Source organism: Actinacidiphila bryophytorum (assembly GCF_016916835.1).
Classification (GTDB): domain Bacteria; phylum Actinomycetota; class Actinomycetes; order Streptomycetales; family Streptomycetaceae; genus Actinacidiphila; species Actinacidiphila bryophytorum.
The window spans coordinates 219,505-239,748 of record NZ_JAFFIX010000005.1; the positions used below are offsets into that span (position 1 = coordinate 219,505).

Annotated in this window: 23 protein-coding genes; 6 read left to right on the forward strand and 17 right to left on the reverse strand. The window is 73.5% G+C overall.

Annotated features, from left to right (window positions below; translation table 11 throughout):
- Positions 1-51: 51 nt before the first annotated feature.
- From trpM to JT723_RS10210, 5 genes are all read right to left on the reverse strand, one after another.
- Entirely contained in the window at positions 52-348 is a 297-nt protein-coding gene (gene trpM / locus JT723_RS36400) for a tryptophan biosynthesis modulator TrpM (protein WP_372441264.1), read from the reverse strand.
- Positions 349-900: 552 nt separating this feature from the next.
- On the reverse strand, positions 901-1,710 hold the full coding sequence (gene trpC / locus JT723_RS10195; RefSeq protein ID WP_205044200.1) for an indole-3-glycerol phosphate synthase TrpC: 810 nt from the start codon (positions 1,708-1,710) through the stop codon (positions 901-903).
- A 157-nt stretch (positions 1,711-1,867) separates the two neighbouring features.
- On the reverse strand, positions 1,868-2,293 hold the full coding sequence (locus JT723_RS10200) for a DUF2752 domain-containing protein (protein ID WP_205044201.1): 426 nt from the start codon (positions 2,291-2,293) through the stop codon (positions 1,868-1,870).
- A gap of 69 nt (positions 2,294-2,362) precedes the next feature.
- Positions 2,363-2,626, reverse strand: a complete 264-nt coding sequence (locus JT723_RS10205; protein WP_205044202.1) for an HGxxPAAW family protein — start codon at positions 2,624-2,626, stop codon at positions 2,363-2,365.
- A 134-nt stretch (positions 2,627-2,760) separates the two neighbouring features.
- Positions 2,761-3,462: a TIGR02234 family membrane protein gene (locus tag JT723_RS10210; RefSeq protein ID WP_205044203.1), complete on the reverse strand. Its 702-nt coding sequence runs from the start codon at positions 3,460-3,462 to the stop codon at positions 2,761-2,763.
- A 350-nt stretch (positions 3,463-3,812) separates the two neighbouring features.
- On the opposite strand from JT723_RS10210, the gene JT723_RS10215 reads away from it, so the two are divergent.
- Complete coding sequence (locus tag JT723_RS10215) at positions 3,813-5,021, forward strand: S53 family peptidase (RefSeq protein WP_205044351.1); 1,209 nt, start codon at positions 3,813-3,815, stop codon at positions 5,019-5,021.
- Positions 5,022-5,084: 63 nt separating this feature from the next.
- Here the strand turns inward: JT723_RS10215 and JT723_RS10220 are convergent, their stop codons facing one another.
- Together JT723_RS10220 and hisI are read right to left on the reverse strand one after the other, a co-directional pair.
- Positions 5,085-6,590 carry an anthranilate synthase component I gene (locus tag JT723_RS10220; protein WP_205044204.1) on the reverse strand — a complete coding sequence of 502 codons (1,506 nt, stop codon included), beginning with the start codon at positions 6,588-6,590 and terminating at the stop codon, positions 5,085-5,087.
- A gap of 11 nt (positions 6,591-6,601) precedes the next feature.
- A complete protein-coding gene (gene hisI, locus JT723_RS10225; RefSeq protein ID WP_372441268.1) occupies positions 6,602-6,970 on the reverse strand; it encodes a phosphoribosyl-AMP cyclohydrolase in 369 nt (122 codons plus the stop codon).
- Between the two features lie 398 nt (positions 6,971-7,368).
- Here hisI and JT723_RS10230 point away from each other — a divergent pair, with 398 nt between their 5' ends.
- Positions 7,369-8,061, forward strand: a complete 693-nt coding sequence (locus tag JT723_RS10230) for a hypothetical protein (protein WP_205044206.1) — start codon at positions 7,369-7,371, stop codon at positions 8,059-8,061.
- A gap of 30 nt (positions 8,062-8,091) precedes the next feature.
- Positions 8,092-8,724 (forward strand): TIGR03085 family metal-binding protein, encoded by a 633-nt coding sequence (locus tag JT723_RS10235; protein WP_205044207.1) that lies wholly within the window; start codon positions 8,092-8,094, stop codon positions 8,722-8,724.
- Between the two features lie 404 nt (positions 8,725-9,128).
- On the opposite strand, the gene JT723_RS10240 is transcribed toward JT723_RS10235, so the two are convergent.
- Entirely contained in the window at positions 9,129-10,358 is a 1,230-nt protein-coding gene (locus JT723_RS10240; protein ID WP_205044208.1) for an MFS transporter, read from the reverse strand.
- A gap of 17 nt (positions 10,359-10,375) precedes the next feature.
- Positions 10,376-10,969 (reverse strand): winged helix-turn-helix domain-containing protein, encoded by a 594-nt coding sequence (locus JT723_RS10245; RefSeq protein WP_251512845.1) that lies wholly within the window; start codon positions 10,967-10,969, stop codon positions 10,376-10,378.
- A gap of 109 nt (positions 10,970-11,078) precedes the next feature.
- On the opposite strand from JT723_RS10245, the gene JT723_RS10250 reads away from it, so the two are divergent.
- The gene (locus JT723_RS10250; protein WP_205044209.1) at positions 11,079-11,681 is read left to right on the forward strand and encodes an O-methyltransferase; all 603 of its coding nucleotides are present in this window, start codon (positions 11,079-11,081) and stop codon (positions 11,679-11,681) included.
- 21 nt (positions 11,682-11,702) lie between these two features.
- Here the strand turns inward: JT723_RS10250 and hisF are convergent, their stop codons facing one another.
- From hisF to hisD, 8 genes are all read right to left on the reverse strand, one after another.
- Positions 11,703-12,461 (reverse strand): imidazole glycerol phosphate synthase subunit HisF, encoded by a 759-nt coding sequence (gene hisF, locus JT723_RS10255; RefSeq protein WP_205044210.1) that lies wholly within the window; start codon positions 12,459-12,461, stop codon positions 11,703-11,705.
- Positions 12,458-12,871, reverse strand: coding sequence for a Rid family hydrolase (locus JT723_RS10260; RefSeq protein WP_205044211.1), 414 nt, complete (start codon positions 12,869-12,871; stop codon positions 12,458-12,460). The genes hisF and JT723_RS10260 overlap by 4 nt, the downstream gene beginning before the upstream one ends.
- Positions 12,868-13,593: a bifunctional 1-(5-phosphoribosyl)-5-((5-phosphoribosylamino)methylideneamino)imidazole-4-carboxamide isomerase/phosphoribosylanthranilate isomerase PriA gene (gene priA / locus JT723_RS10265; RefSeq protein WP_205044212.1), complete on the reverse strand. Its 726-nt coding sequence runs from the start codon at positions 13,591-13,593 to the stop codon at positions 12,868-12,870. Before priA ends, JT723_RS10260 begins: the two co-directional genes overlap by 4 nt.
- Before the next feature lie 46 nt (positions 13,594-13,639).
- Positions 13,640-14,275, reverse strand: coding sequence for an imidazole glycerol phosphate synthase subunit HisH (gene hisH / locus JT723_RS10270; RefSeq protein ID WP_205044213.1), 636 nt, complete (start codon positions 14,273-14,275; stop codon positions 13,640-13,642).
- Between the two features lie 9 nt (positions 14,276-14,284).
- On the reverse strand, positions 14,285-14,437 hold the full coding sequence (locus JT723_RS10275; protein ID WP_205044214.1) for a CG2302 family histidine operon protein: 153 nt from the start codon (positions 14,435-14,437) through the stop codon (positions 14,285-14,287).
- Positions 14,438-14,552: 115 nt separating this feature from the next.
- Positions 14,553-15,146, reverse strand: coding sequence for an imidazoleglycerol-phosphate dehydratase HisB (hisB, locus tag JT723_RS10280; RefSeq protein WP_205044215.1), 594 nt, complete (start codon positions 15,144-15,146; stop codon positions 14,553-14,555).
- Positions 15,143-16,264 carry a histidinol-phosphate transaminase gene (locus tag JT723_RS10285; protein WP_205044216.1) on the reverse strand — a complete coding sequence of 374 codons (1,122 nt, stop codon included), beginning with the start codon at positions 16,262-16,264 and terminating at the stop codon, positions 15,143-15,145. Before JT723_RS10285 ends, hisB begins: the two co-directional genes overlap by 4 nt.
- Entirely contained in the window at positions 16,261-17,571 is a 1,311-nt protein-coding gene (gene hisD, locus JT723_RS10290) for a histidinol dehydrogenase (RefSeq protein ID WP_205044217.1), read from the reverse strand. Before hisD ends, JT723_RS10285 begins: the two co-directional genes overlap by 4 nt.
- 138 nt (positions 17,572-17,709) lie before the next feature.
- Here hisD and JT723_RS10295 point away from each other — a divergent pair, with 138 nt between their 5' ends.
- On the forward strand, positions 17,710-19,317 hold the full coding sequence (locus JT723_RS10295; protein ID WP_372441269.1) for an oxidoreductase: 1,608 nt from the start codon (positions 17,710-17,712) through the stop codon (positions 19,315-19,317).
- A gap of 205 nt (positions 19,318-19,522) precedes the next feature.
- Complete coding sequence (locus tag JT723_RS10300; RefSeq protein ID WP_205044218.1) at positions 19,523-20,242, forward strand: LON peptidase substrate-binding domain-containing protein; 720 nt, start codon at positions 19,523-19,525, stop codon at positions 20,240-20,242.
- Positions 20,243-20,244 lie beyond the last annotated feature (2 nt).

The following is a 20,244-nucleotide window of genomic DNA, read 5'->3' on the forward strand; positions in this document are numbered from 1 at the left end:
ATCCCGCTCCCGCGGGGGGGGTACGGCCGTACGCGGACTCTGGCTCGCGGCTCAGCCGCGGCGCCATCGCCTGCCGTTCACCTGGCCGGGCTCGCAGCCGATCACGTACCGCACGCGGCGTCCCAGCACTCGGCGTGCAGGGGCGCGGCAGCCGCGGGGGCGGCACCCGGGTGCGAGTCGCGCTTCCAATGACACGCCCCGCACTCTACCTCCCCGGGTGCCCCAGTCTTGCCTCCCCGGGCGCCCCGCAACCGCCTTCCCCTTGCGCAAGGGGGTCAACCACCAGGGGCGCCTCTTCGGCGGGGCCGAGCACACAGGGGCGCGGGGAACTGCGCGCCCAGCCCCCACCGGGCGCGCGGGTCGTCACCGTCCGAAAGGGGCTGCTCGGTCCGTGCCGGACCACCGGCCGCGAGCGAAGCGAGATGGGGGCACCCCCAGGCAAAGCCCTGGGGGAGGGCCGGGCGCGCAGTTCCCCGCGCCCCTGAAAACGCTCACCGCCCTGCGCAAGGGCGCCCCAGCCACCGCAGCCGGCGGAAGCTCGCCGCCAGGCGAAGAGGCCCCCCACCGGGGCGCGGGTCGTCACCGACCCGAAGGGGCTGTTCGGTCCGTGCCGGACCACCCGCCGGTGGACGGCTGAGCGCGCAGTTCCCCGCGCCCCTGAGAAGCACCGCCCGACGCAGGGGCACCGCCAGCCACCACAGGCCGCGGAAGCTCGCGCCAGGCGAAGGGGCACCCCCAGCCACCGCAGCCGACGGAAGCTCGCCGCCAGGCGAATAGGGACCCCCAGCGCAGCCGGGGGACGGGCGCCGTCGGGCGGAGGGGGGCGGTCGGCGCGTCGGGGCGCGAAAAAGGGCGCCCTACCCCGGAGGGGGACGTTTGAACGTGCCCGCCCCGGAGGGGCTATTCCCGGCCCGGGCGGAGGGCCGGGTGGGCTCCGGCGGCGACCAGGTCGGCGACGGCAGTGCGGGGGTCGCGGCCCGTGACGAGGGACTCACCGACGAGCACGGCGTCGGCGCCGTCGTTGGCGTAGGCGATGAGGTCGTGGGGTCCGCGGACCCCGGATTCGGCGATCTTCACGATGTGGTCCGGGATCTCGGGCGCGATGCGCCCGAAGTTCCCCCGGTCGACCTCCAGGGTCTTCAGGTCGCGCGCGTTCACGCCGATGATGCGCGCGCCGGCGTCCACCGCCCTGCCGACCTCCTCCTCGTCGTGGACCTCGACGATCGGGGTGAGCCCGATCGACTCGGCCCGCTCGATGAGCGAGACCAGTGCGGGCTGGTCGAGGGCGGAGACGATCAGCAGCGCGAGGTCGGCGCCATAGGCGCGGGCCTCCCACAGCTGGTAGGCGGTGACGATGAAGTCCTTGCGGAGCACCGGGATGTCGACCTTGGCGCGTACCGCTTCGAGGTCGGCGAGCGAGCCGCCGAAGCGCCGCTGCTCGGTGAGGACGCTGATGACGGCGGCCCCGCCGGCCTCGTAGTCGGCGGCCAGGCCCGCGGGGTCGGCGATCGCGGCGAGCGCGCCCTTGGAGGGGCTGGACCGCTTGACCTCGCAGATGACCTTGACCGCTTCGCCGCGCAGCGCGGCGACGCCGTCCTTGGCTTCCCGCGCCTTGGCGGCGCGCTCCTTGAGGTCGTCGAGGGAGACCCGTGCCTGCCGTTCGGCGAGGTCTGCGCGGACTCCGTCGATGATCTCGTCGAGCACACTCACGCGAGAGCTCCCCTTCCGGCCGGCCGTGCAGCGTCATGATCGGGCCGGTGGCGGAAACCGCCGGCACTGCGATGGTATCGGGCGGCGACCCGGCAGCCCGCATCCGGTGATCGACGGTCCCACCACCTGGACAAACTTGCCCCGCCCAGTGGATGCGTCAGGGTGCGAGCGCGGCCCCGAAAGGCAGGTTCCTGATCACGGTGAAGGCCAGCAATAGCCCGCACAGGGCGTAGAGGGCGCGCGGCGGCAGGGCGGGGTCGAAGCGCCGGCCGCGCAGGGCGCGGGTGAACCACAGCGTCCACACGACGGCGAAGACGGCGTATCCGGCGACGGCGGCGGCGTTGCAGCCGATCGCGGTGCCGAGGTGGCCGTGGGCGAGGGCGTGGGCGCCGCGCAGGCCACCGCAGCCGGGGCAGTAGAGGCCGGTGTAGTAGAGCAGCGGGCAGGCGGGGTAGTGGCCGGGCTGCCCGGGGTCGACGGCCGCCACGTAGCAGAACCCGGCGGCGACGGCGCCGAGCACGCCGAGCGGTACGGCCGCGGCGCGCAGCCCTGCGGGTGCCGCGGCGGCCCGGTAGGTGGTCACGGCGACGATTCTGCCCCCGGACGCACGAAGGCGCAGCGGGACGCTGCGCCAAGTGGTGGTGCGGGCGGGTCAGGCGTGCGCGGCGGCTTCCTGCTGCGGCTCCTCGGCGCGGACGGCCGGGGTGCTCACGTGGGTCTGCTCCTTGCGGCCCATGCCCATCATCTTCATGATCCCGCCGACCAGCGGGCCGAGCAGGACCACGGCCATGCTGCCCCAGAACGGGACGGGCTGCGCGGCGACCATGAAGACGCCGCCGGCGCAGAAGCCGACGAAGGAGATGATCACACCGGTCCACGCGGCCGGGGTGTGTCCGTGGTCGTAGTGGGCCGCCATGAATACTCCCTGATGCTCCCGGTGGGAGGCGACTGCCGCCTTCCACGTCGTCCCCCATTGTTGCGCGTATCGGCGGCCGACCACGCATGGGGGTGGGCGTGCCGGGGCGTCTGCTCCGTCACAGCGGACGGGCGCTACGCCTGTGTGGGGTCCTCGCCCCGGTCGAGGGCCTTCCACAGGTCCTCGGCGCGGTCCGGGTCGACGGGGGCGGGGCGGCCGGCGGCGGCCGCTGAGGCCGCGGCCCTTGCGCGGACCGGGCGGCGGGCGCCGGGCCGGTCGTAGCGGCTGGACATCGCGGGCCAGGTCTGCCCGTAGCGCAGCGCGAGCAACCCGGCGAGCAGCAGCAGTGCGCCGCCCGCGGCGGAGACCAGCGGCCAGCCGGTGCTGGTGGTGTGCTCCGCGGTGGCGTGGGCGAGGCCGACGGCGGTGCCGGCCGCGGTGTCGATCGCCGCGTGGTCGCCGCGCCTGAGCAGCGCCATGACGACGACGCCGAGCCCGCTGAGCGCGAGGAGTGCGGCCACCGTGTAGCGGCCGGCCCTGCGGACGGCGAAGACCGCGACGAGCGAGGCGAGTCCGACCAGGGCGAGTGCGCCGGGCAGCGCGGTGGTGTCGGTGCCTGAGGCGTGCACCGGCAGCCGGGTGCCGCCGAAGGCGGCGAATCCGCGGGACCAGGTCTTGCCCGCGGCGACCAGCACCAGGCTCGCTCCCGCCGCCCCTGCGGGCAGTGCCGCGGCCAGCGTCCTGACGCCGCGGCGGCGGGGCGCGGCGGAGGGGGCGGCGTCCTGCTCGGGGGCGGGGGCCGGTGCGGGGTGGGGCTGCTGCGGCACGGAGGTCACCTGTCCACTATCCCCTGCCGCTGCCGCAGGGCCTCGACCGGGGGGCCGGAGCCGGTGCGTACCCGCCGGTAGTCAGGCGGAGCGGACGGAACGGGGCATGCCGATTCCACACCTCCCGGCCGGTCATGAGCAGGTCAAAAAGACCCCAACTCCCGCCAATGGCAGGGCAAAGCAGCGGTACAGCTTCCGGCCCGCAGCGCAACCCGCCTTGTTGACGTGCGCCGGTCACCATACGTTCGCCGCCATCCCACTGCTCACCAACGGCCGCAGTGGCACCACGCACCACACACTCCCCCCACAGGAGGCAGCACTTGCACACCCCCCACCGCACCCGGCGTGCGGTCAGCCATATGTGGCCGGCCCTCGTCGCGGCAGCTGGACTCGCCGCGACCGGGCTGGTCGCCCTCTCCCCCACCGCCGGCGCGCAGCCGCAGCAGGCACCCGCGCACCGGCTGACCACCGCACGCTCCTGCGCGGTCAGCACCGCGCCCGACATGATGGCCTGCAAGGCGCTCAAGGTCACCAGCGGCACCGACTCCCTCGCACCCTCGGCGCGTTCCGCGCACCCGGCGGCCATCCCGTCGGGTTACGGACCGTCCGAGCTGGGCAGCGCCTACGCCGTACCGCAGACCGGCGGCTCGGACGCCACCGTGGCGATCGTCGACGCCTACGACAACCCCGACGCGGAGGCGGACCTGGCCGTCTACCGCGAGCAGTACGGACTGCCCGCGTGCACCACCGGCAACGGCTGCTTCCGCAAGGTCGGCCAGACCGGCGGCTCCGCGCTGCCCGCGCCCGACCCCGGCTGGGCCGAGGAGATATCCCTCGACCTCGACATGGTCAGCGCGGTCTGCCCGGCATGCCACATCCTGCTGGTCGAGGCGGACACCTCCGCGATGACCGACCTCGGCGAGTCCGTCAACACCGCCGTCTCGCTGGGCGCCAGGTACGTGTCCAACAGCTACGGCGGCGGCGAGTCCGGCGCCGACACCTCGTACGACAGCCAGTACTTCGACCACCCCGGCGTCGCCATCACCGTCAGCTCGGGCGACGCGGGCTACGGCGTGGAGTACCCGGCGGGCTCGCGGTACGTCACCGCGGTCGGCGGCACCTCGCTGCACCAGGACGGCAGCGCACGCGGCTGGACGGACACGGTGTGGGGCGGTGCGGGCTCCGGCTGCTCGGCCTACGACCCCAAGCCCGCCTGGCAGCAGGACACCGAGTGCGCGGGACGTACCGTCGCCGACGTGTCCGCGGTCGCCGACCCGGCCACCGGTGTCGCGGTCTACGACACCTACGGCAACGACCGCGGCTGGGAGGTCTTCGGCGGCACCAGCGCCTCGGCGCCGATCATCGCCTCGCTGTACGCGCTCGCCGGGACACCCTCGGAGGGCTCCTACCCGGCGTCCTTCCCCTACGCGCACACCGACGCGCTCGACGACGTGGTGAGCGGCACCAACGGGGAGTGCGCGGGCTCGTACCTGTGCACCGGCGCCACCGGTTACGACGGCCCGACGGGCCTGGGCACCCCTGACGGCGTGGCGGCCTTCACCGGCTGACACGCGGGGCGGGGGCGGGGCGGGCGTGGCGGCCGCCCCGCCCCCGCATGCCGGGTGGGAGGCTCAGCCGTTCATGACGTTGGCGGTCGCGACCGCCCGCAGCACCGCCGCCGCCTTGTTGCGGCACTCCTGGTCCTCCGCCGCCGGGTCGGAGTCCGCGACGACGCCCGCACCGGCCTGGACGTAGGCGACGCCGTCGCGCAGCACCGCGGTGCGGATGGCGATGGCCGTGTCGGAGTCGCCGGCGAAGTCCAGGTAGCCGATGCAACCGCCGTAGACACCGCGCCTGGTCGGCTCCAGCTCCTCGATGATCTGCATGGCACGCGGCTTGGGCGCACCCGACAGGGTGCCGGCCGGGAAGCACGCGGTGAGCACGTCGAAGGCGGTCCGCCCCGCGGCGACCTGCCCCGTGACGGTCGAGACGATGTGCATCACGTGCGAGTAGCGCTCCACCGACATGAAGTCGACGACCTCGACGCTGCCCGGCTCGCACACCCGGCCCAGGTCGTTGCGCCCCAGGTCGACCAGCATCAGGTGCTCGGCGCGCTCCTTGGGGTCGGCGAGCAGCTCCTCGGCGAGCGCGGCGTCGGCCTGCGGGGTCGCCCCGCGCGGCCTGGTGCCCGCGATCGGGTGCAGCATCGCCCGGCCGTCCGCGACCTTGACCAGCGCCTCGGGGCTCGACCCGACGACGTCGAAGCCGTCGAAGCGCAGCAGGTACATGTACGGCGACGGGTTCGTCGTGCGCAGCACCCGGTAGACGTCCAGCGCGCTGGCGGTGCACTCGGTCTCCAGCCGCTGCGAGGCCACCACCTGGAAGGCCTCGCCGGCGTGGATGCGCTCCTTGATGTCCTCGACCGCGGCCATGAACTCCTCGCCGCCCCAGCCCCACGTGACGCCGAAGTCGATCGACTCCGGCAGCGCGACCGGCCGCTGCGGCACCGCCCTGCCCAGGTCCGCCTCCATCGCGTCCAGCCGGGCGACCGCGTCGGCGTAGGCCTCGTCGACGCCGGTGTCCTCGTCGTTGTGGTTGATCGCGTTGGCGATCAGCAGCACGGTGCCGTCCCAGTGGTCGAGCACCGCCAGGTCGGAGGTCAGCAGCATCGTCAGTTCCGGCAGCCGCAGCGAGTCGTACGTGCTGTCGCCGATGCGCTCCAGGCGCCGCACGATGTCGTAGCCGAGGTAGCCGACCATGCCGCCGGTGAAGGGCGGCATGCCCGCGGTCAGGTCGCGCGGGGTGTGCAGCGCCTCGACGGTGGCGCGCAGCGCGGCCAGCGGGTCGCCGTCCACCGGCACGCCGACCGGCGGGGTGCCCAGCCAGTGCGCCTGCCCGTCGACCGCGGTCAGCGCGGCGGAGGAGCGGACGCCGACGAAGGAGTAGCGCGACCAGGAGCCGCCGCCCGCACCGCTGTTGGAGCTGGTGTCGGCCGATTCCAGCAGGAAGGTGCCGACCCGCTCAGCGGCGAGCTTGCGGTAGAGCCCGACCGGCGTGTCGCCGTCCGCGAGGAGCCTGCGGCTGACCGGGATGACGCGGCGGTCGACCGCCAGCTTGCGGAAGGTATCGAGGTCCATGGCCGCAGACATTACTGGCCCGGCGCGGGCAGCAGGAGGCCGGAATCGAAGCACGTGCGGTCACCGGTGTGGCAGGCCGGGCCGACCTGGTCGACCTTCACCAGCACGGTGTCGCCGTCGCAGTCCAGCGCGACCGACTTCACGTGCTGCACGTGCCCCGAGGTGTCGCCCTTGACCCAGTACTCGCCGCGGCTGCGGCTCCAGTACGTGCAGCGGCCCGTGGTCAGGGTGCGGTGCAGCGCCTCGTCGTCCATCCACCCCAGCATCAGCACCTCACCGGTGTCGTACTGCTGGGCGACGGCGGGCACGAGGCCGTCGGGGGTGCGCTTGAGCCGGGCGGCGATGGCGGGGTCGAGCGAGGTCGCGGACATGCGTCCCATCATGCCGCCGGACGCCCCACCGGCGGAAACGCGGTGTCCACGTACTGGGCACCGGCCGCCGCGGAAGGGACCGGGACGGGCTCGGCGATGCGCCGTCCGGCTGAGGAAATTCGTCAATAACCGGCAAAGGGGTAAGCACATTGAGCCGTCACCCACCTGTCGCAGGGTTGTTACCCGCCGACGTCACCCGTATGGGGCATCCTTCCACCATGGGTTTTCCTCCGCCTCCGCACAACGGTCCGCCGCCACCCGAACAGGGCGGTGGTTTCGGGCCGCCGCAGGGCTTCGGGCCGCCGCCTCCGCCCAATGACGGATTCGGTCCGCCGCCACCGCCCGCCGACGGATACGGATATCCGCAAGGAGGCGGCTACGGCCCGTCAGGTCCCCCCGGACCGCCCGTGCCGCCCGGCGGCGGCTACGGCTACCCCGGCGGCGGCTACCCCGGCGGTTTCCCGCCGCCGCCCCCGCCGCCCAACCACACCAAGCGCAACGTGTGGATCGCGGTCGGCGCGGTCGCCGTCGTCGGCGCGATCGTCGGCGTCATCGCCGCGTCCAGCGGCGGCGGCAGCGACAAGCCCAGCGCCAAGGACACCCCCGGCTCCACGGTGAGCGCACCGCCCACCATGCCGACCATGCCGACGCCCACCTTCACGCTGCCCACCGACTTCCCCAGCCTCGACCTGCCCACCGACCTCCCGTCGAGCAGCGACGAGCCGGAGCCGACCGCCTCGGACAGCGAGGAGATGCCGTACGTCGTCGTGGAACCCGGCAAGTGCTTCAACGCGCCCTCCATGACGCACACCATCACCACGGTCCAGACCGTGTCATGCACCTCGGCCCACGACGCCCAGTCGATCGCCAACAAGACGCTGTCGGGCACCTTCACCACCGAGGACCAGATCGAGAAGAAGGCGTTCTCGCTGTGCGAGGCCGACGCGAACAAGCACGCGCCGGCCGGCGGGGACTACTACTCCTACGTGCTGTTCCCGCAGCTGATCACCTACCAGCTGCAGGGCCGCAACACCGTCACGTGCGCGCTGACCCTCAACGACGGCACCAACGACAAGAAGCTGCACAGCAAGCTCAGCTGAAACCGGGCGCCGTGAAGCTAACCTGGCGTCATGACGACCCATGCGCAGCGTGAACGTCTGCTCCTCGCCGACCTCCTCGAAAGCGTCGGCCCCGACGCGCCGACCCTGTGCGAGGGCTGGACCGCCCGGGACCTGGCCGCGCACGTCGTGGTACGCGAGCGCCGCGGTGACGCGGCCGCGGGGCTGGTCGTCCCGCAGCTCGCGGACCGCCTGGAACGGGTACGCGGCGAGTACGCGCGGCGGCCGTACGAGGAACTGATCCGGCTGATCAGGACCGGGCCGCCGCGCCTGTCGCCCTTCGCGCTCAAGCAGTTCGACGAGGCGTCGAACACGGTGGAGTTCTACGTGCACACCGAGGATGTGCGGCGGGCGCAGCCGGAGTGGACGCCGCGGGAGATCGACCCGGTCTTCGCCGACGCGCTCTGGTCGCGCCTCGAGCGGGCCGCGCGCCTGCTCGGGCGGCGCTCGCCCGTCGGCCTCGTCCTGCGCCGGCCCGACGGCCAGACCGTCGTCGCCCACCGGGGCTCGCCGGTCGTCACGGTCACCGGCGAGCCGGCGGAACTCGCGCTCTACGCATTCGGGCGGCAGTCGTCCGCCGACGTCGTCACCGAAGGTGACAAGGCCGCTGTGGCCTCGGCCCAAGCGGCCCGGCTCGGTATGTGACTCCCCGGGCTGCCCGGACCCCTTTCCCCGAGACCTCCCCCCGTCATGCGGTTGCCCGCGCCGTTCCCCGCGCCCCTGGGTGATTGCCACCTACGGTGAGCTTGCACCTCCCGGTGCGTGGGTGATGGGGCGCGCCGTTCCCCGCGCCCCTGGGGGGCTGCCCCTTGCGGTGGGCCGGTCGCCTTTCCCCCGGTGGGGGGCGTGCACAGGTCACTGCCACCTGCGGTGGGCTTGCACCTTTCGGCGCGTCGTGGCTGGGCGCGCAGTTCCCCGCGCCCCTGAAAAACGCTCACCCTCCTGCGCAGAGGGCAAGCCATCAGGGGCGCGGGGAACTGCGCGCCCAGCCCGGACGGGCGGAAAGAAAGCAACGCCACAGCAAGTGGCAATCACCTTCGCCCCCCGGGTCAGGGGAGTTCGGCGTGGCGGATGGATGGGCGGAAGGCGGTGAGGGCACCGCCCAGGGCGGAGAAGGCGGCGCTCACCAGGAAAACAGGGGAAGCGCCGTACGCACCGACGCAGGAGGCGACGAGGGGGTAGGCCAGCGGGGCGAGGCCGAAGCCCGTGAGGCTCATGACGGAGGTGACCCGGCCGAGGTAGGCCGGATCGGTGGCGCTCTGGATGAGTGACGTCGCGAGCCCGCCGCAGATGCCGCAGATGAGCCCGGCCAGGAAGGCCACCGCGACGGCGGCGCCCAGCACGGGCGCGACCCCGATGAAGCCGACCGCGGCGGAGCCGAGGAGCAGCGTGGTGATCTGCACCGCCCCGGCCCGCGGTATGCCGCCGCGTACGGCGAGCAGTACGGCGCTGGCTCCCGAGCCGGCACCGAACGCGGCGATGACCCACCCGTATCCGGCGGCGCCCCACCCGCGCTGGTCGCAGAGCAGGACCATGCCGACGTTGAGCGGCCCGACGAGGCCGAGTTCGCACATGGCGCCGGACAGGACCAGCGGTCCGACGATCCGGTGCCGCCGGATGTAGCGCAGCCCGTCGCGCAGTTCCTGTGCGGCGGGGGCGCGTTCGGCGGGGGGCTGCGGGGTGATCCGGGTGCCGACCAGCAGCGGCACGGAGGTCGCGAAGAGCAGCCCGGCCACGGCGAAGGCGGCTGCGGCCCCGCCGATGCCCATGGCCAGGCCGCCGGCGGGCGGCCCCACCACCGTGCCGACGCGGATCGCCATGGCGCGCAGGCCCTGCAGACGTACGAGCTGGTCGGGGGTGGTGATACGGGGCGGCAGCGCGCCGACCGCGGGCATGAACAGCGCGTCCACGACGCCGAACACCAGGGCGAGGGCGACGAGCAGCCACAGCCCGGGCGACGCGAGGGCGAGCGCGGCCGCGGCGGCGAGGATCAGCCCGCAGCGCACGGTGTCGCTGCCGATGACGACCAGCCGCGGGCCGAAGCGGTCGGCGACCACTCCCCCGCCGAGCATGAGGACGGCGCGCGGCACCGCGCCCGCCGCCATGACCAGGCCGACCTGCGCGGGCGGCGCGACCTTGGCGGCGGCGAACCCGAGGGCGACGAAGTAGACGGAGTCGCCGAGCATCGAGGCGATGTAGGCGGTGAGCCAGCGCAGGACGTTGCTGTCGCGGTAGGCGGGCCGGCCTGCGGCGGCCCCGGTGGCAGCGGTCGCCGACATGGGCCGGCCTCCTCGGGTCAGGGGCGGAAGGGGAATCCGTACATCTGCACGGCCACGTGCTCGCGGCCCGCGGTGTCGCCGGCGTCCTCCGCGGCCCGGCCGCGGTCGGTCCAGCGCTGCATCAGCTCGCCGATCTCCTCGGCCATCTGCTGCAGTTCCGCCGCGTTGAGCAGCGGCATGTACTCGGAGGAGAAGGCGGCGTTGGTCCACTCGCGGGGCCAGGCGGACTGCTCGTCCAGATACTGCTGGTAGCGCTCGGCCCGGGTGGCGAGCAGCTGCCGGGTGACGCGGGCGATGACGGCGGCGCCCTCGGGCTCCTCGTCGAAGTCGGCGTTGCGGAAGGTGAACCCGCGCTCGGCGGAGATCTTCCACCAGCGCTCCCTGCCGTCGGTGCTGTGCTCGGGCGCCTCGACGATGAAGCCGTGCGCGGCCATCTTCCGCAGGTGGTAGCTGACCAGCGAGACCGCTTCGTCCACCTGGTCGGCCAGGTGGGAGGCGGTGGCGGTGCGTGCGGTGAACAGGGCGCGGTAGAGGCGGATGCGCAAGGGGTGGGTGAAGACCTTCAGGGCGTCGAGGTCGGTGATGCGCTGGGAGCGGTCGTGGTCGGTCACAGCACCCAGGCTAGGTACACAAAGAAATTTGCACAACATCTGTTGCACAAATTTTCTTTCTCACCTGATCGCCCCCGTCCACCCCTGCCGTCCCGGCAGGATGGCCGGCATGTCTGTCGACGGCACCCGTGCACATCTGAGCGGCCCCGGTGACCTGCCGCCCCTGGTGGAGCTCGCCGCCCGCACCGCGACCCTGCTGGACTTCCCCTACTCCTGCCGCCCGGAGCAGGGCCGCCTGCTGCACGCGCTGGCCGCGGGCGCCGAGCGCATCGGCGAGACCGGCACCGGCTGCGGGGTGGGCCTGGCCTGGCTGGTGTCCGGCATGCGGGACGGTGCGACTGCGGTGAGCGTCGAGCGGGACGCCGCCAGGGCCGAGGCGGCGGCCGGCCTCTTCACCGGGCTGTCCCGCTGGGTGACCGTGCGGCACGCGGACTGGACGGCGATAGCCGACGACGGCCCCTTCGACCTGCTGGTCCTCGACGGCGGCGGCCAGGGCAAGGGGGACGGCCCGGCCGCGGACCCGGTCGCCCTGCTGCGCCCCGGCGGCGTCCTGGTCATCGACGACTTCACCCCGGCCAGGGGTGCGCCGCCCGTCCACGCGGGCGCCCCCGACACGGCCCGGCTGCACTGGCTCGACCACCCGGCGCTGCGCACGGTCGAGGTCCCGCTGGCCCCCGACCTGGCGGTGCTGCTCTGTACGCGGGTGGTCTAGGGCCTGTCCGCCCTCAGGCCCTCAGCGGACCGGGTGCCCCGCCGAGCGCAGCGCTGACTTGACCTCGGGGATGCGCAGGTCGCCGAAGTGGAAGACGGACGCCGCGAGCACCGCGTCCGCGCCCGCGGCGACGGCCGGGGCGAAGTCGGCGAGCCGCCCGGCGCCGCCGGAGGCGATCACCGGCACCGACACCCGGGCGCGCACCGCGGCGATCATCTCGGTGTCGTAGCCGTCCTTGGTGCCGTCCGCGTCCATCGAGTTGAGCAGGATCTCGCCGGCGCCCAGCTCCGCGGCCCGCTCGGCCCACTCGACGGCGTCCATGCCGGTGCCGCGCCGGCCGCCGTGCGTGGTGACCTCGAAGCCCTCGCCCGAGGCGGCCCGCCGCGCGTCCACCGACAGCACGAGCACCTGCCGCCCGAAGCGCTCGGCGATCTCCCGGATCAGCTCGGGGCGGGCGATGGCCGCGGTGTTGACGCCGACCTTGTCGGCGCCGGCCCGCAGCAGCTTGTCGACGTCGTCGGCGCTGCGCACCCCGCCGCCGACGGTGAGCGGGATGAAGACCTGCTCGGCGGTGCGGCGCACCACGTCGTAGGTGGTCTCGCGGTCGCCGGAGGAGGCGGTGATGTCCAGGAAGGTCAACTCGTCGGCGCCCTCGGCGTCGTAGAGCCTGGCCATCTCGACCGGGTCGCCCGCGTCGCGCAGGTTCTGGAAGTTGACGCCCTTGACGACCCGCCCGCCGTCCACGTCCAGGCAGGGGATGACGCGCACCGCCAGGGTCATTCGGTAACTCCTCCATCAGCGCGGAAAGCTTCGATCTCGACTTCGACCAGCACCCGGGAGTCGGTGAAGCCGGCCACCACGACCATCGTCGCGGCGGGCCTGACCGCGTCGAACAGCTCGCGGTGGGCGCGGCCCACGTCGTCGGCGTCGCGTGCATGGCTCAGGTACATCCGGGTGCGGATGACGCTGTCAGGCCCCAGCCCGAACGGTTCGAGCGCGGCCAGCGCGTTGCCGAAGGCCAGCAGCGTCTGCTCGTACGGGCTGCCCTCGCCCCGCACCGCGCCGTCGACCAGCGGCATGGTGCCGGACACCAGCACCCTGTCCCCCGCGGCGACGGCCCGGGCGAAGCCGATGGTCTCCTCCAGCGGACTGTCGGACTGCTCACGCCGTACTGCGGGGTCTGCGGTCATCGTGACACTGCCTCCAAGGCCTCTTCGAGCGTGAACGCCTTCGCGTAGAGGGCCTTGCCCACGATCGCGCCCTCCACGCCCTGCGGAACAAGAGACGCGATGGCACGCAGGTCGTCAAGGCTGGACACACCGCCGGACGCGACGACCGGGCGGTCGGTCGCGGCGCACACGTTCGCCAGCAGCTCCAGGTTGGGCCCCTGCAGGGTGCCGTCCTTGGCGATGTCGGTGACGACGTAGCGCGCGCAGCCCTCGGAGTCCAGGCGGGCCAGCGTCTCGTAGAGGTCGCCGCCGTCGCGGGTCCAGCCGCGGCCGCGCAGCGTGGTGCCGCGCACGTCCAGGCCGACCGCGATCCGGTCGCCGTGCTCGGCGATGACCTTGGCGACCCACTCGGGGGTCTCCAGCGCGGCCGTGCCCAGGTTGACGCGGGTGCAGCCGGTGGCCAGGGCCGCGGCGAGCGTGTCGTCGTCGCGGATGCCGCCGGACAGCTCGACCTTGATGTCCATGGTGCGGGCCACCTCGGCGATACGCGCCCGGTTGTCGCCGGTGCCGAAGGCCGCGTCGAGGTCCACCAGGTGCAGCCACTCGGCGCCCGCGCCCTGCCAGGCGAGGGCCGCGGCGAGCGGGTCGCCGTACGACGTCTCGGAGCCGGACTCGCCGTGCACGAGGCGTACGGCCTGGCCGTCGCGGACGTCGACGGCGGGGAGCAGTTCGAGCTTGGTCATCGGGGTGCGTCCTCGCGGGTGGTGTGGGTCGTCGGTGGCCGGCAGGTCACAGGGTGCCGAGCCAGTTGGCGAGCAGCAGGGCGCCGGCCTCGCCCGACTTCTCGGGGTGGAACTGGGTGGCCCACAGCGGGCCGTTCTCCACCGCGGCCACGAAGGGCTCGCCGTGGGTGGTCCAGCTGACCTTGGGACCGGCGATGCGGTCGCTCTGCGTCTCCAGGTCCCAGCTGCGGACGGCGTAGGAGTGCACGAAGTAGAAGCGGGCGTCCTCGGCGGTGCCGGCGAAGAGCGCGGAGCCCTCGGCCGCCTTGACCGTGTTCCAGCCCATGTGCGGGACGACGGGCGCCTGGAGCGGCTCCACCGTGCCGGGCCACTCGTCCAGGCCGTCGGTCTGCACACCGTGTTCGATGCCGCGCGCGAAGAGGATCTGCATGCCGACGCAGATCCCCATGACCGGCCGCCCGCCGGCCAGCCGGCGCCCGACGATCCAGTCGCCGCGCACCGCCGTGAGCCCGGCCATGCACGCGGCGAAGGCGCCGACGCCGGGCACGAGCAGGCCGTCGGCCTGCATCGCCCGGTCGAAGTCGGCGGTGATCTCGACGTCGGCGCCGACGTGCGCGAGGGCGCGCTCGGCCGACCTGACGTTGCCGAATCCGTAGTCGAGGACGACGACGCTCTTGCCCATCCCGGCCCCCTACAGGTTGAGCAGGCCGGCGACCAGCGACATCGCCGATCCGATGGCCAGCAGTGCGATCAGCGACCTGGACTGCTTCTGCTGCCAGAACGAGTACACCCCACCCGCCAGGAACAGCCCCAGCAGGATGAAGAGGGTCGATCCCTTGTTCACAGCATCTTTCCGTTCTCCCCCAGAGCTACCGCATGGGCGGTGCCCCGTTCTCCGCCCGCGCGGCGACAGCTGGCGCCGCGTTCTGTCTGCGGCCGAGTGGCCTTGCGTGCGTCGCTCACAATGCGCCCTTCGTCGACGGCAAGATCCCGGCGGCGCGCGGGTCGCGCTCGCTGGCGTAGCGCAGTGCCCTGGCCAGCGCCTTGAACTGGCACTCCACGATGTGGTGCGCGTTGCGGCCGTACGGCACGTGCACGTGCAGGGCGATCTGGGCCTGGGCCACGAAGGACTCCAGGATGTGCCGGGTCATCGTGGTGTCGTAGCTGCCGATCATCGGCGCCATGTGCTCGGGCTCGGTGTGCACCAGGTAGGGGCGGCCCGAGAGGTCCACGGTGACCTGGGCCAGCGACTCGTCCAGCGGGACCGTGCAGTTGCCGAAGCGGTAGATGCCGACCTTGTCGCCGAGCGCCTGCTTGAACGCCGCGCCCAGGGCGAGCGCGGTGTCCTCGATGGTGTGGTGGGTGTCGATGTGCAGGTCGCCCTCGGTCTTCACCGACAGGTCGAAGAGCCCGTGCCTGCCGAGCTGGTCGAGCATGTGGTCGTAGAAGCCGACGCCGGTGGACACCGACACCTGCCCGGTGCCGTCGAGGTCGATCTCGACCACGACGGACGTCTCCTTGGTGGTGCGCTCGACGCGGCCCACGCGGGTCATACCTGCTCCTCGGTTGTGCTGTGGTCCTTGAAGACGGCTCGCGCCGCGTCCAGGAACGCGTCGTTCTCCGCGGGGGTGCCGACCGAGACCCGCAGCCAGCCGGGCACACCGTTGTCCCGTACCAGCACGCCGTGGGCGAGCACCGCCTCCCAGGCGGCGTGGCTGTCGGCGAACCGGCCGAACTGCACGAAGTTGCCGTCGGAGTCGACCACGTCGTAGCCGGTGGCGCGCAGCCCGTCGACCACCCGGTCCCGCTCGGCCTTGAGCTGGTCGACGTAGCCGAGCAGCGTGTCGGTGTACTCCAGCGCGGCCAGCGCGGTCGCCTGGGTGACCGCCGACAGGTGGTAGGGCAGCCGGACCAGCTGCACCGCGTCGACCACGGCGGGGTCGGCGGCCAGGTAGCCCAGCCGCAGCCCGGCCGCGCCGAAGGCCTTGGACATGGTGCGGGTCAGCACCAGGTGGGGGCGGCCCTCGACGAGCGGCAGCAGCGACGGCTGGTGGGAGAACTCGCCGTAGGCCTCGTCCACCACGACCAGCGAGGGGCGCGCGGCCTGCGCGGCCTCGTACAGCGCGAGGACCGTCTCGGCGGCGACCGCGGTGCCGGTCGGGTTGTTGGGCGAGCAGACGAAGACCACCTCGGGGCGCCGCTCGGCGATCTCCCGTACGGCCGCCGACACGTCGATGGTGAAGTCGGGATTGCGCGGCCCGGAGATCCAGCCGGTGCCGGTGCCGCGGGAGATCAGCGCGTGCATCGAGTACGACGGCTCGAAGCCGATCGCGCTGCGGCCGGGGCCGCCGAAGGTCTGCAGCAGCTGCTGGATGATCTCGTTGGAGCCGTTCGCCGCCCACACCTGCGCCAGGCCCACCGGGTGGCCCGCGGTCCTGGTCAGGTACGCCGCGAGCGCGGTGCGCAGCTCGACCGCGTCCCGGTCGGGGTAGCGGTTCAGGCCGCGGGCGGCCTCGGCGACCCGCTCGGCGATCCTGGCGACCAGGGCCTCCGGCAGCGGGTAGGGGTTCTCGTTGGTGTTCAGCCGCACCGGCACGTCCAGCTGCGGGGCGCCGTAAGGCGAGTGGCCGCGCAGCTCGTCCCGGATGGGCAGGTCGTCGATGCGGGTCACCGGGCGCCACCGAACCTTACGCGTACCGCCTCGCCGTGCGCGGGCAGGTCCTCGGCGTTCGCCAGCGTCACCACGTGCGGGGCGACCTCCGCGAGCGCGTCGCGGGAGTAGTCCACGACGTGGATGCCGCGCAGGAAGGACTGCACGGAAAGGCCCGAGGAGTGGCAGGCGCAGCCGCCGGTGGGCAGCACGTGGTTGGAGCCGGCGCAGTAGTCGCCGAGCGAGACCGGGGCGTGCGGGCCGACGAAGACGGCGCCGGCATTGCGCACCCGGGCGGCGACCGCGGCGGCGTCCTCGGTCTGGATCTCCAGGTGCTCGGCCGCGTAGGCGTCGACCACGGCCAGGCCCTGGTCGAGGGTGTCGACCAGCACGGTCGCGGACTGGCGGCCGGACAGGGCCGCGGTGATGCGCTCGCGGTGCTTGGCGGCGGCGACCTGGACGTCCAGCTCCTTGTCGACCGCGTCGGCCAGCTCCGGCGAGGTGGTGACCAGGACCGCCGCGGCGAGCGTGTCGTGCTCGGCCTGGCTGATCAGGTCGGCGGCGACGAAGGCGGGGTCCGCGCTGTCGTCGGCGAGGATCGCGATCTCGGTCGGCCCGGCCTCGGCGTCGATGCCGACCCGGCCCTTGAGCAGCCGCTTGGCGGCGGCGACGTAGATGTTGCCGGGGCCTGTGACCAGGTTCACCGGGCGGCAGTCCTCGGTGCCGTAGGCGAACATCGCGACCGCCTGGGCGCCGCCGGCCGCGTACACCTCGGTCACGCCCAGCAGGGCACACGCGGCGAGGATCGCCGGGGCGGGCAGGCCGCCGGTCTCCTTCTGCGCGGGCGAGGCCACCGCGATGCCCTCGACGCCCGCCTCCTGCGCGGGCACCACGTTCATCACAACGGAGGACGCGTAGGCGGCGAGCCCGCCGGGCACGTACAGCCCGACCCGCTCGACCGGCACCCAGCGCTCGGTGACCGTGCCGCCCGGCACCACCTGCGTGGTGACGTCCGTACGCCGCTGCTCGCGGTGCACGATCCTGGCCCGGCGCACCGACTCCTCCAGCGCCGCCCTGACCGCGGGGTCCAGCTCGGCCAGCGCCGTGGTCAGCGCCTCCTGCGGCACCCGCAACGAGGCCGGGCGCACCCCGTCGAAGCGCTCCCCGTGGTCGAGCACCGCCACCGAGCCCCGATGGCGCACGTCCTCGCAGATCGGCCGCACCGCCTCCAGGGCGGCCTCCACGTCGAAGTCGGCACGGGGCAGCAGGTCGCGGTCGATACCGCCCTCGGGGAAGGCGGCGCCACGCAGATCGATTCGGGAGATCACCCTGCCAAGTGTAGAGACCCGGGTTTGTCCGGCGTTCCAAGGTTCCAGTCCGTGATACGCGGCCCGGAGCCGCACCGATACGCCGCTGTCGCCGCGACCCGCTACGGTGTGCCGCGCGACGACGGGGAGGGGAATCACGTGGCCGAGGCGCCGGACGGGGCACCGCCGCAGGACTGGACGCCGGTGGAACAGCGCATGTGGCGGGCCTTCAGGGAGGGCCGCACCTGCGATCTGCGCACCGGGCACGCCGACCGGGACGACCCTCCCCCGTGGCTGCGCACGGGGGCACCCCCGACAGGTCCCGAGTGGGGCGCCGAGCGCACGGTACGCGCCCAGGCCGTCGCGGAACTGCTGCTCGACGGGCCGCCCCCGGTGCCCGGCCGGGTCACCGCGCTCAAACTCGCCGGGGTGCGCATCACCGGGCGCCTGATGCTCTCCGGCGGCACCGTGGCCCCCTACGTGCAGCTCGACGACTGCTGCTTCGACGAGCCGCTGATGCTGCAGGAGTGCCGGGTCGGCAGCATGCGCATGGTGCGCTGCCGCATGCCCAGGATCGACGCGGCCAGGCTCCAGGTCGGCGGCGACCTGCACCTGCCGCAGTGCCTGGTCACCGGCGGGATACGGATGGCCGACGCGCAGATAGGCACCGACCTCCTGCTCAACCAGATCACCGTGCGGCGCGGTCGCGCCGCCCAGGCCTTCGCCGCCGACGGGCTCACCGTCGGACAGGACGTGGACGCCGAGCTCATCGACGTCACCGGGGAGTTCAGCCTGCGCAGCGCACGGGTCGGCGGGCGGCTCAGCCTCCGCGGCGCCACCCTGCGCAACCCCGGCGGACGGCAGGCGCTCAATGCGGCCCGCATCACCGTCGAGCACACCCTGTACCTGTCCGGCGGGTGGAACGCGATGGCCGCGGGCAGCAGCTCAGCGCCGCCCCCCGAGGGCGTCACCGTACGGGACTTCACCTGCCACGGCGGGCTGCGGCTCGACGACGGGCGGTTCGGCAACGCGGTCATCATCAGCAGGGCGCGCTTCCTGCTCCAGGACGAGCAGCAGGTCTCACTGCGGCGCGTCCAGGCGCCGGAACTGTGCTTCACCGTGCCGCGGGCGCCCGAGGGCATGGTCGTGCTGTCCGGGGCGCGCATCGGCAAACTCACCGACGCGGCCGGGGCGTGGCCGTCGGCCGGGCGGCTGCGGATGACCGGTTTCAGCTACGACACCCTCACACCGCTCGCCGAGTTCCCGCTGCGTGACCGGCTGGCCTGGCTCCAGGCGGCCACCCCCGAGTTCCGCCCGGAGCCGTACGAGCGGCTCGCGGCGGCGCTGCGGGCCGCGGGCGAGGACGCCGCCGCCCGCGAGGTGCTGCTCGCCCGGCAGCGGCGGCGCCGCGAGTCGCTCACCGCCGCGGGGCGGGTGTGGGGCTGGCTCCAGGACATCACCGTCGGCTACGGCTACCGGCCCGGGCGGGCCGCGGTCTGGATGGCGGTGCTCTGGGCGCTCGGCGCGGTCTACTTCGCCCTGCACCACACGCCTCCCGCGGCGGACGCGGGCGGTTACCGGCCGCACTGGAGCCCGGCCCTCTACGCCCTCGACCTGCTGCTCCCGGTCATCGACCTGGGCCAGGACAACGCGTGGCGCGAGACGGGCCTGGCCCAGTGGGTCGCCTCGCTCCTCACCCTCCTCGGCTGGATGCTCGCCACCACGGCCGCGGCCGGCGCCACACGCCTGCTGCGCAGGGGCTCCTGACCTCCCCGAGCTGCCCCGTCCGCCCGTCCCGGTACCTTCCCCCTGGGGGTGTCCTCCCGGCAGAGGGTGAGCTTCTTCAGGGACGCGGGGAACTGCCCGCCCGGCCCGGACGGCGGGAAAGCCGCGACGCCACTGCACGTGGCAATCACGCAGGGGCGGGGGAAGTCGGAGACCCCCGAGGCGGGAGGCCTTACGCTGGCTGACTGTGACCGATCGGATTCCGCTCTTCCCCCTGGGTGCCACCCTCTTCCCCGGCCTCGTGCTCCCGCTGAACGTCTTCGAAGAGCGCTACCGCGCCCTGGTCGCGGATCTGCTCGCCCTCCCGGAAGACGCCCCGCGGCGGTTCGGCGTGGTCGCGATCAAGAACGGCCAGGAGGTCGCACCGACCGGCCAGGAAGGCCGGGCGGAAGGAGCCGCCGCGGGCCTGGGCGACGACCCGCTCGGCGCCCTGTACGGCGTCGGCTGCATCGCCGACGCCACGGGCATCGCCGCCCGCGACGACGGCAGCTACGAACTCGTCGCCACCGGGCTGCTCCGCTTCAAGCTGCTCTCGATCGACACGGAAGGGCCGTATCTGACCGCGGAGGTCGAGGAGGTCCAGGAGGACCCCGGCGGCGGCGCCGGCGCGCTGGCCTCCGAGGTGACGCGGGTCTTCGGCACCTATCAGAAGCGGCTGGCGGGCGCGCGGGAGCGCACACTGGCGCCCGGCCAGGAGTTCCCCGACGACCCCACCGTGCTGTCCTACCTGGTCGCCGCCGCGCTCATCGCCGAGACCCCGGTCAAGCAGGCGCTGCTCGAAGAGCCCGACAGCGCGGCCCGGCTCACCGCGGAACTGCGGCTGCTGCGCCGCGAGACGGCGGTCATCGAGAAGCTGCCGTCGCTGCCGGCGGTCGACCTGACCAGCCAGCCGATCAGTGCGAACTGACT

What these genes read in the sequence shown, in the direction of transcription:
- JT723_RS10205 (WP_205044202.1), bottom strand. Translation starts at nt 2,626, where the DNA reads ATGGCGGCCCACTACGACCACGGACACACCCCGGCCGCGTGGACCGGT.
- JT723_RS10215 (WP_205044351.1), top strand. Translation starts at nt 3,813, where the DNA reads ATGTGGCCGGCCCTCGTCGCGGCAGCTGGACTCGCCGCGACCGGGCTG.
- JT723_RS10220 (WP_205044204.1), bottom strand. Translation starts at nt 6,590, where the DNA reads ATGGACCTCGATACCTTCCGCAAGCTGGCGGTCGACCGCCGCGTCATC.
- hisI (WP_372441268.1), bottom strand. Translation starts at nt 6,970, where the DNA reads ATGGGACGCATGTCCGCGACCTCGCTCGACCCCGCCATCGCCGCCCGG.
- JT723_RS10235 (WP_205044207.1), top strand. Translation starts at nt 8,092, where the DNA reads ATGACGACCCATGCGCAGCGTGAACGTCTGCTCCTCGCCGACCTCCTC.
- JT723_RS10240 (WP_205044208.1), bottom strand. Translation starts at nt 10,358, where the DNA reads ATGTCGGCGACCGCTGCCACCGGGGCCGCCGCAGGCCGGCCCGCCTAC.
- JT723_RS10250 (WP_205044209.1), top strand. Translation starts at nt 11,079, where the DNA reads ATGTCTGTCGACGGCACCCGTGCACATCTGAGCGGCCCCGGTGACCTG.
- hisF (WP_205044210.1), bottom strand. Translation starts at nt 12,461, where the DNA reads ATGACCCTGGCGGTGCGCGTCATCCCCTGCCTGGACGTGGACGGCGGG.
- JT723_RS10260 (WP_205044211.1), bottom strand. Translation starts at nt 12,871, where the DNA reads ATGACCGCAGACCCCGCAGTACGGCGTGAGCAGTCCGACAGTCCGCTG.
- priA (WP_205044212.1), bottom strand. Translation starts at nt 13,593, where the DNA reads ATGACCAAGCTCGAACTGCTCCCCGCCGTCGACGTCCGCGACGGCCAG.
- hisH (WP_205044213.1), bottom strand. Translation starts at nt 14,275, where the DNA reads ATGGGCAAGAGCGTCGTCGTCCTCGACTACGGATTCGGCAACGTCAGG.
- hisB (WP_205044215.1), bottom strand. Translation starts at nt 15,146, where the DNA reads ATGACCCGCGTGGGCCGCGTCGAGCGCACCACCAAGGAGACGTCCGTC.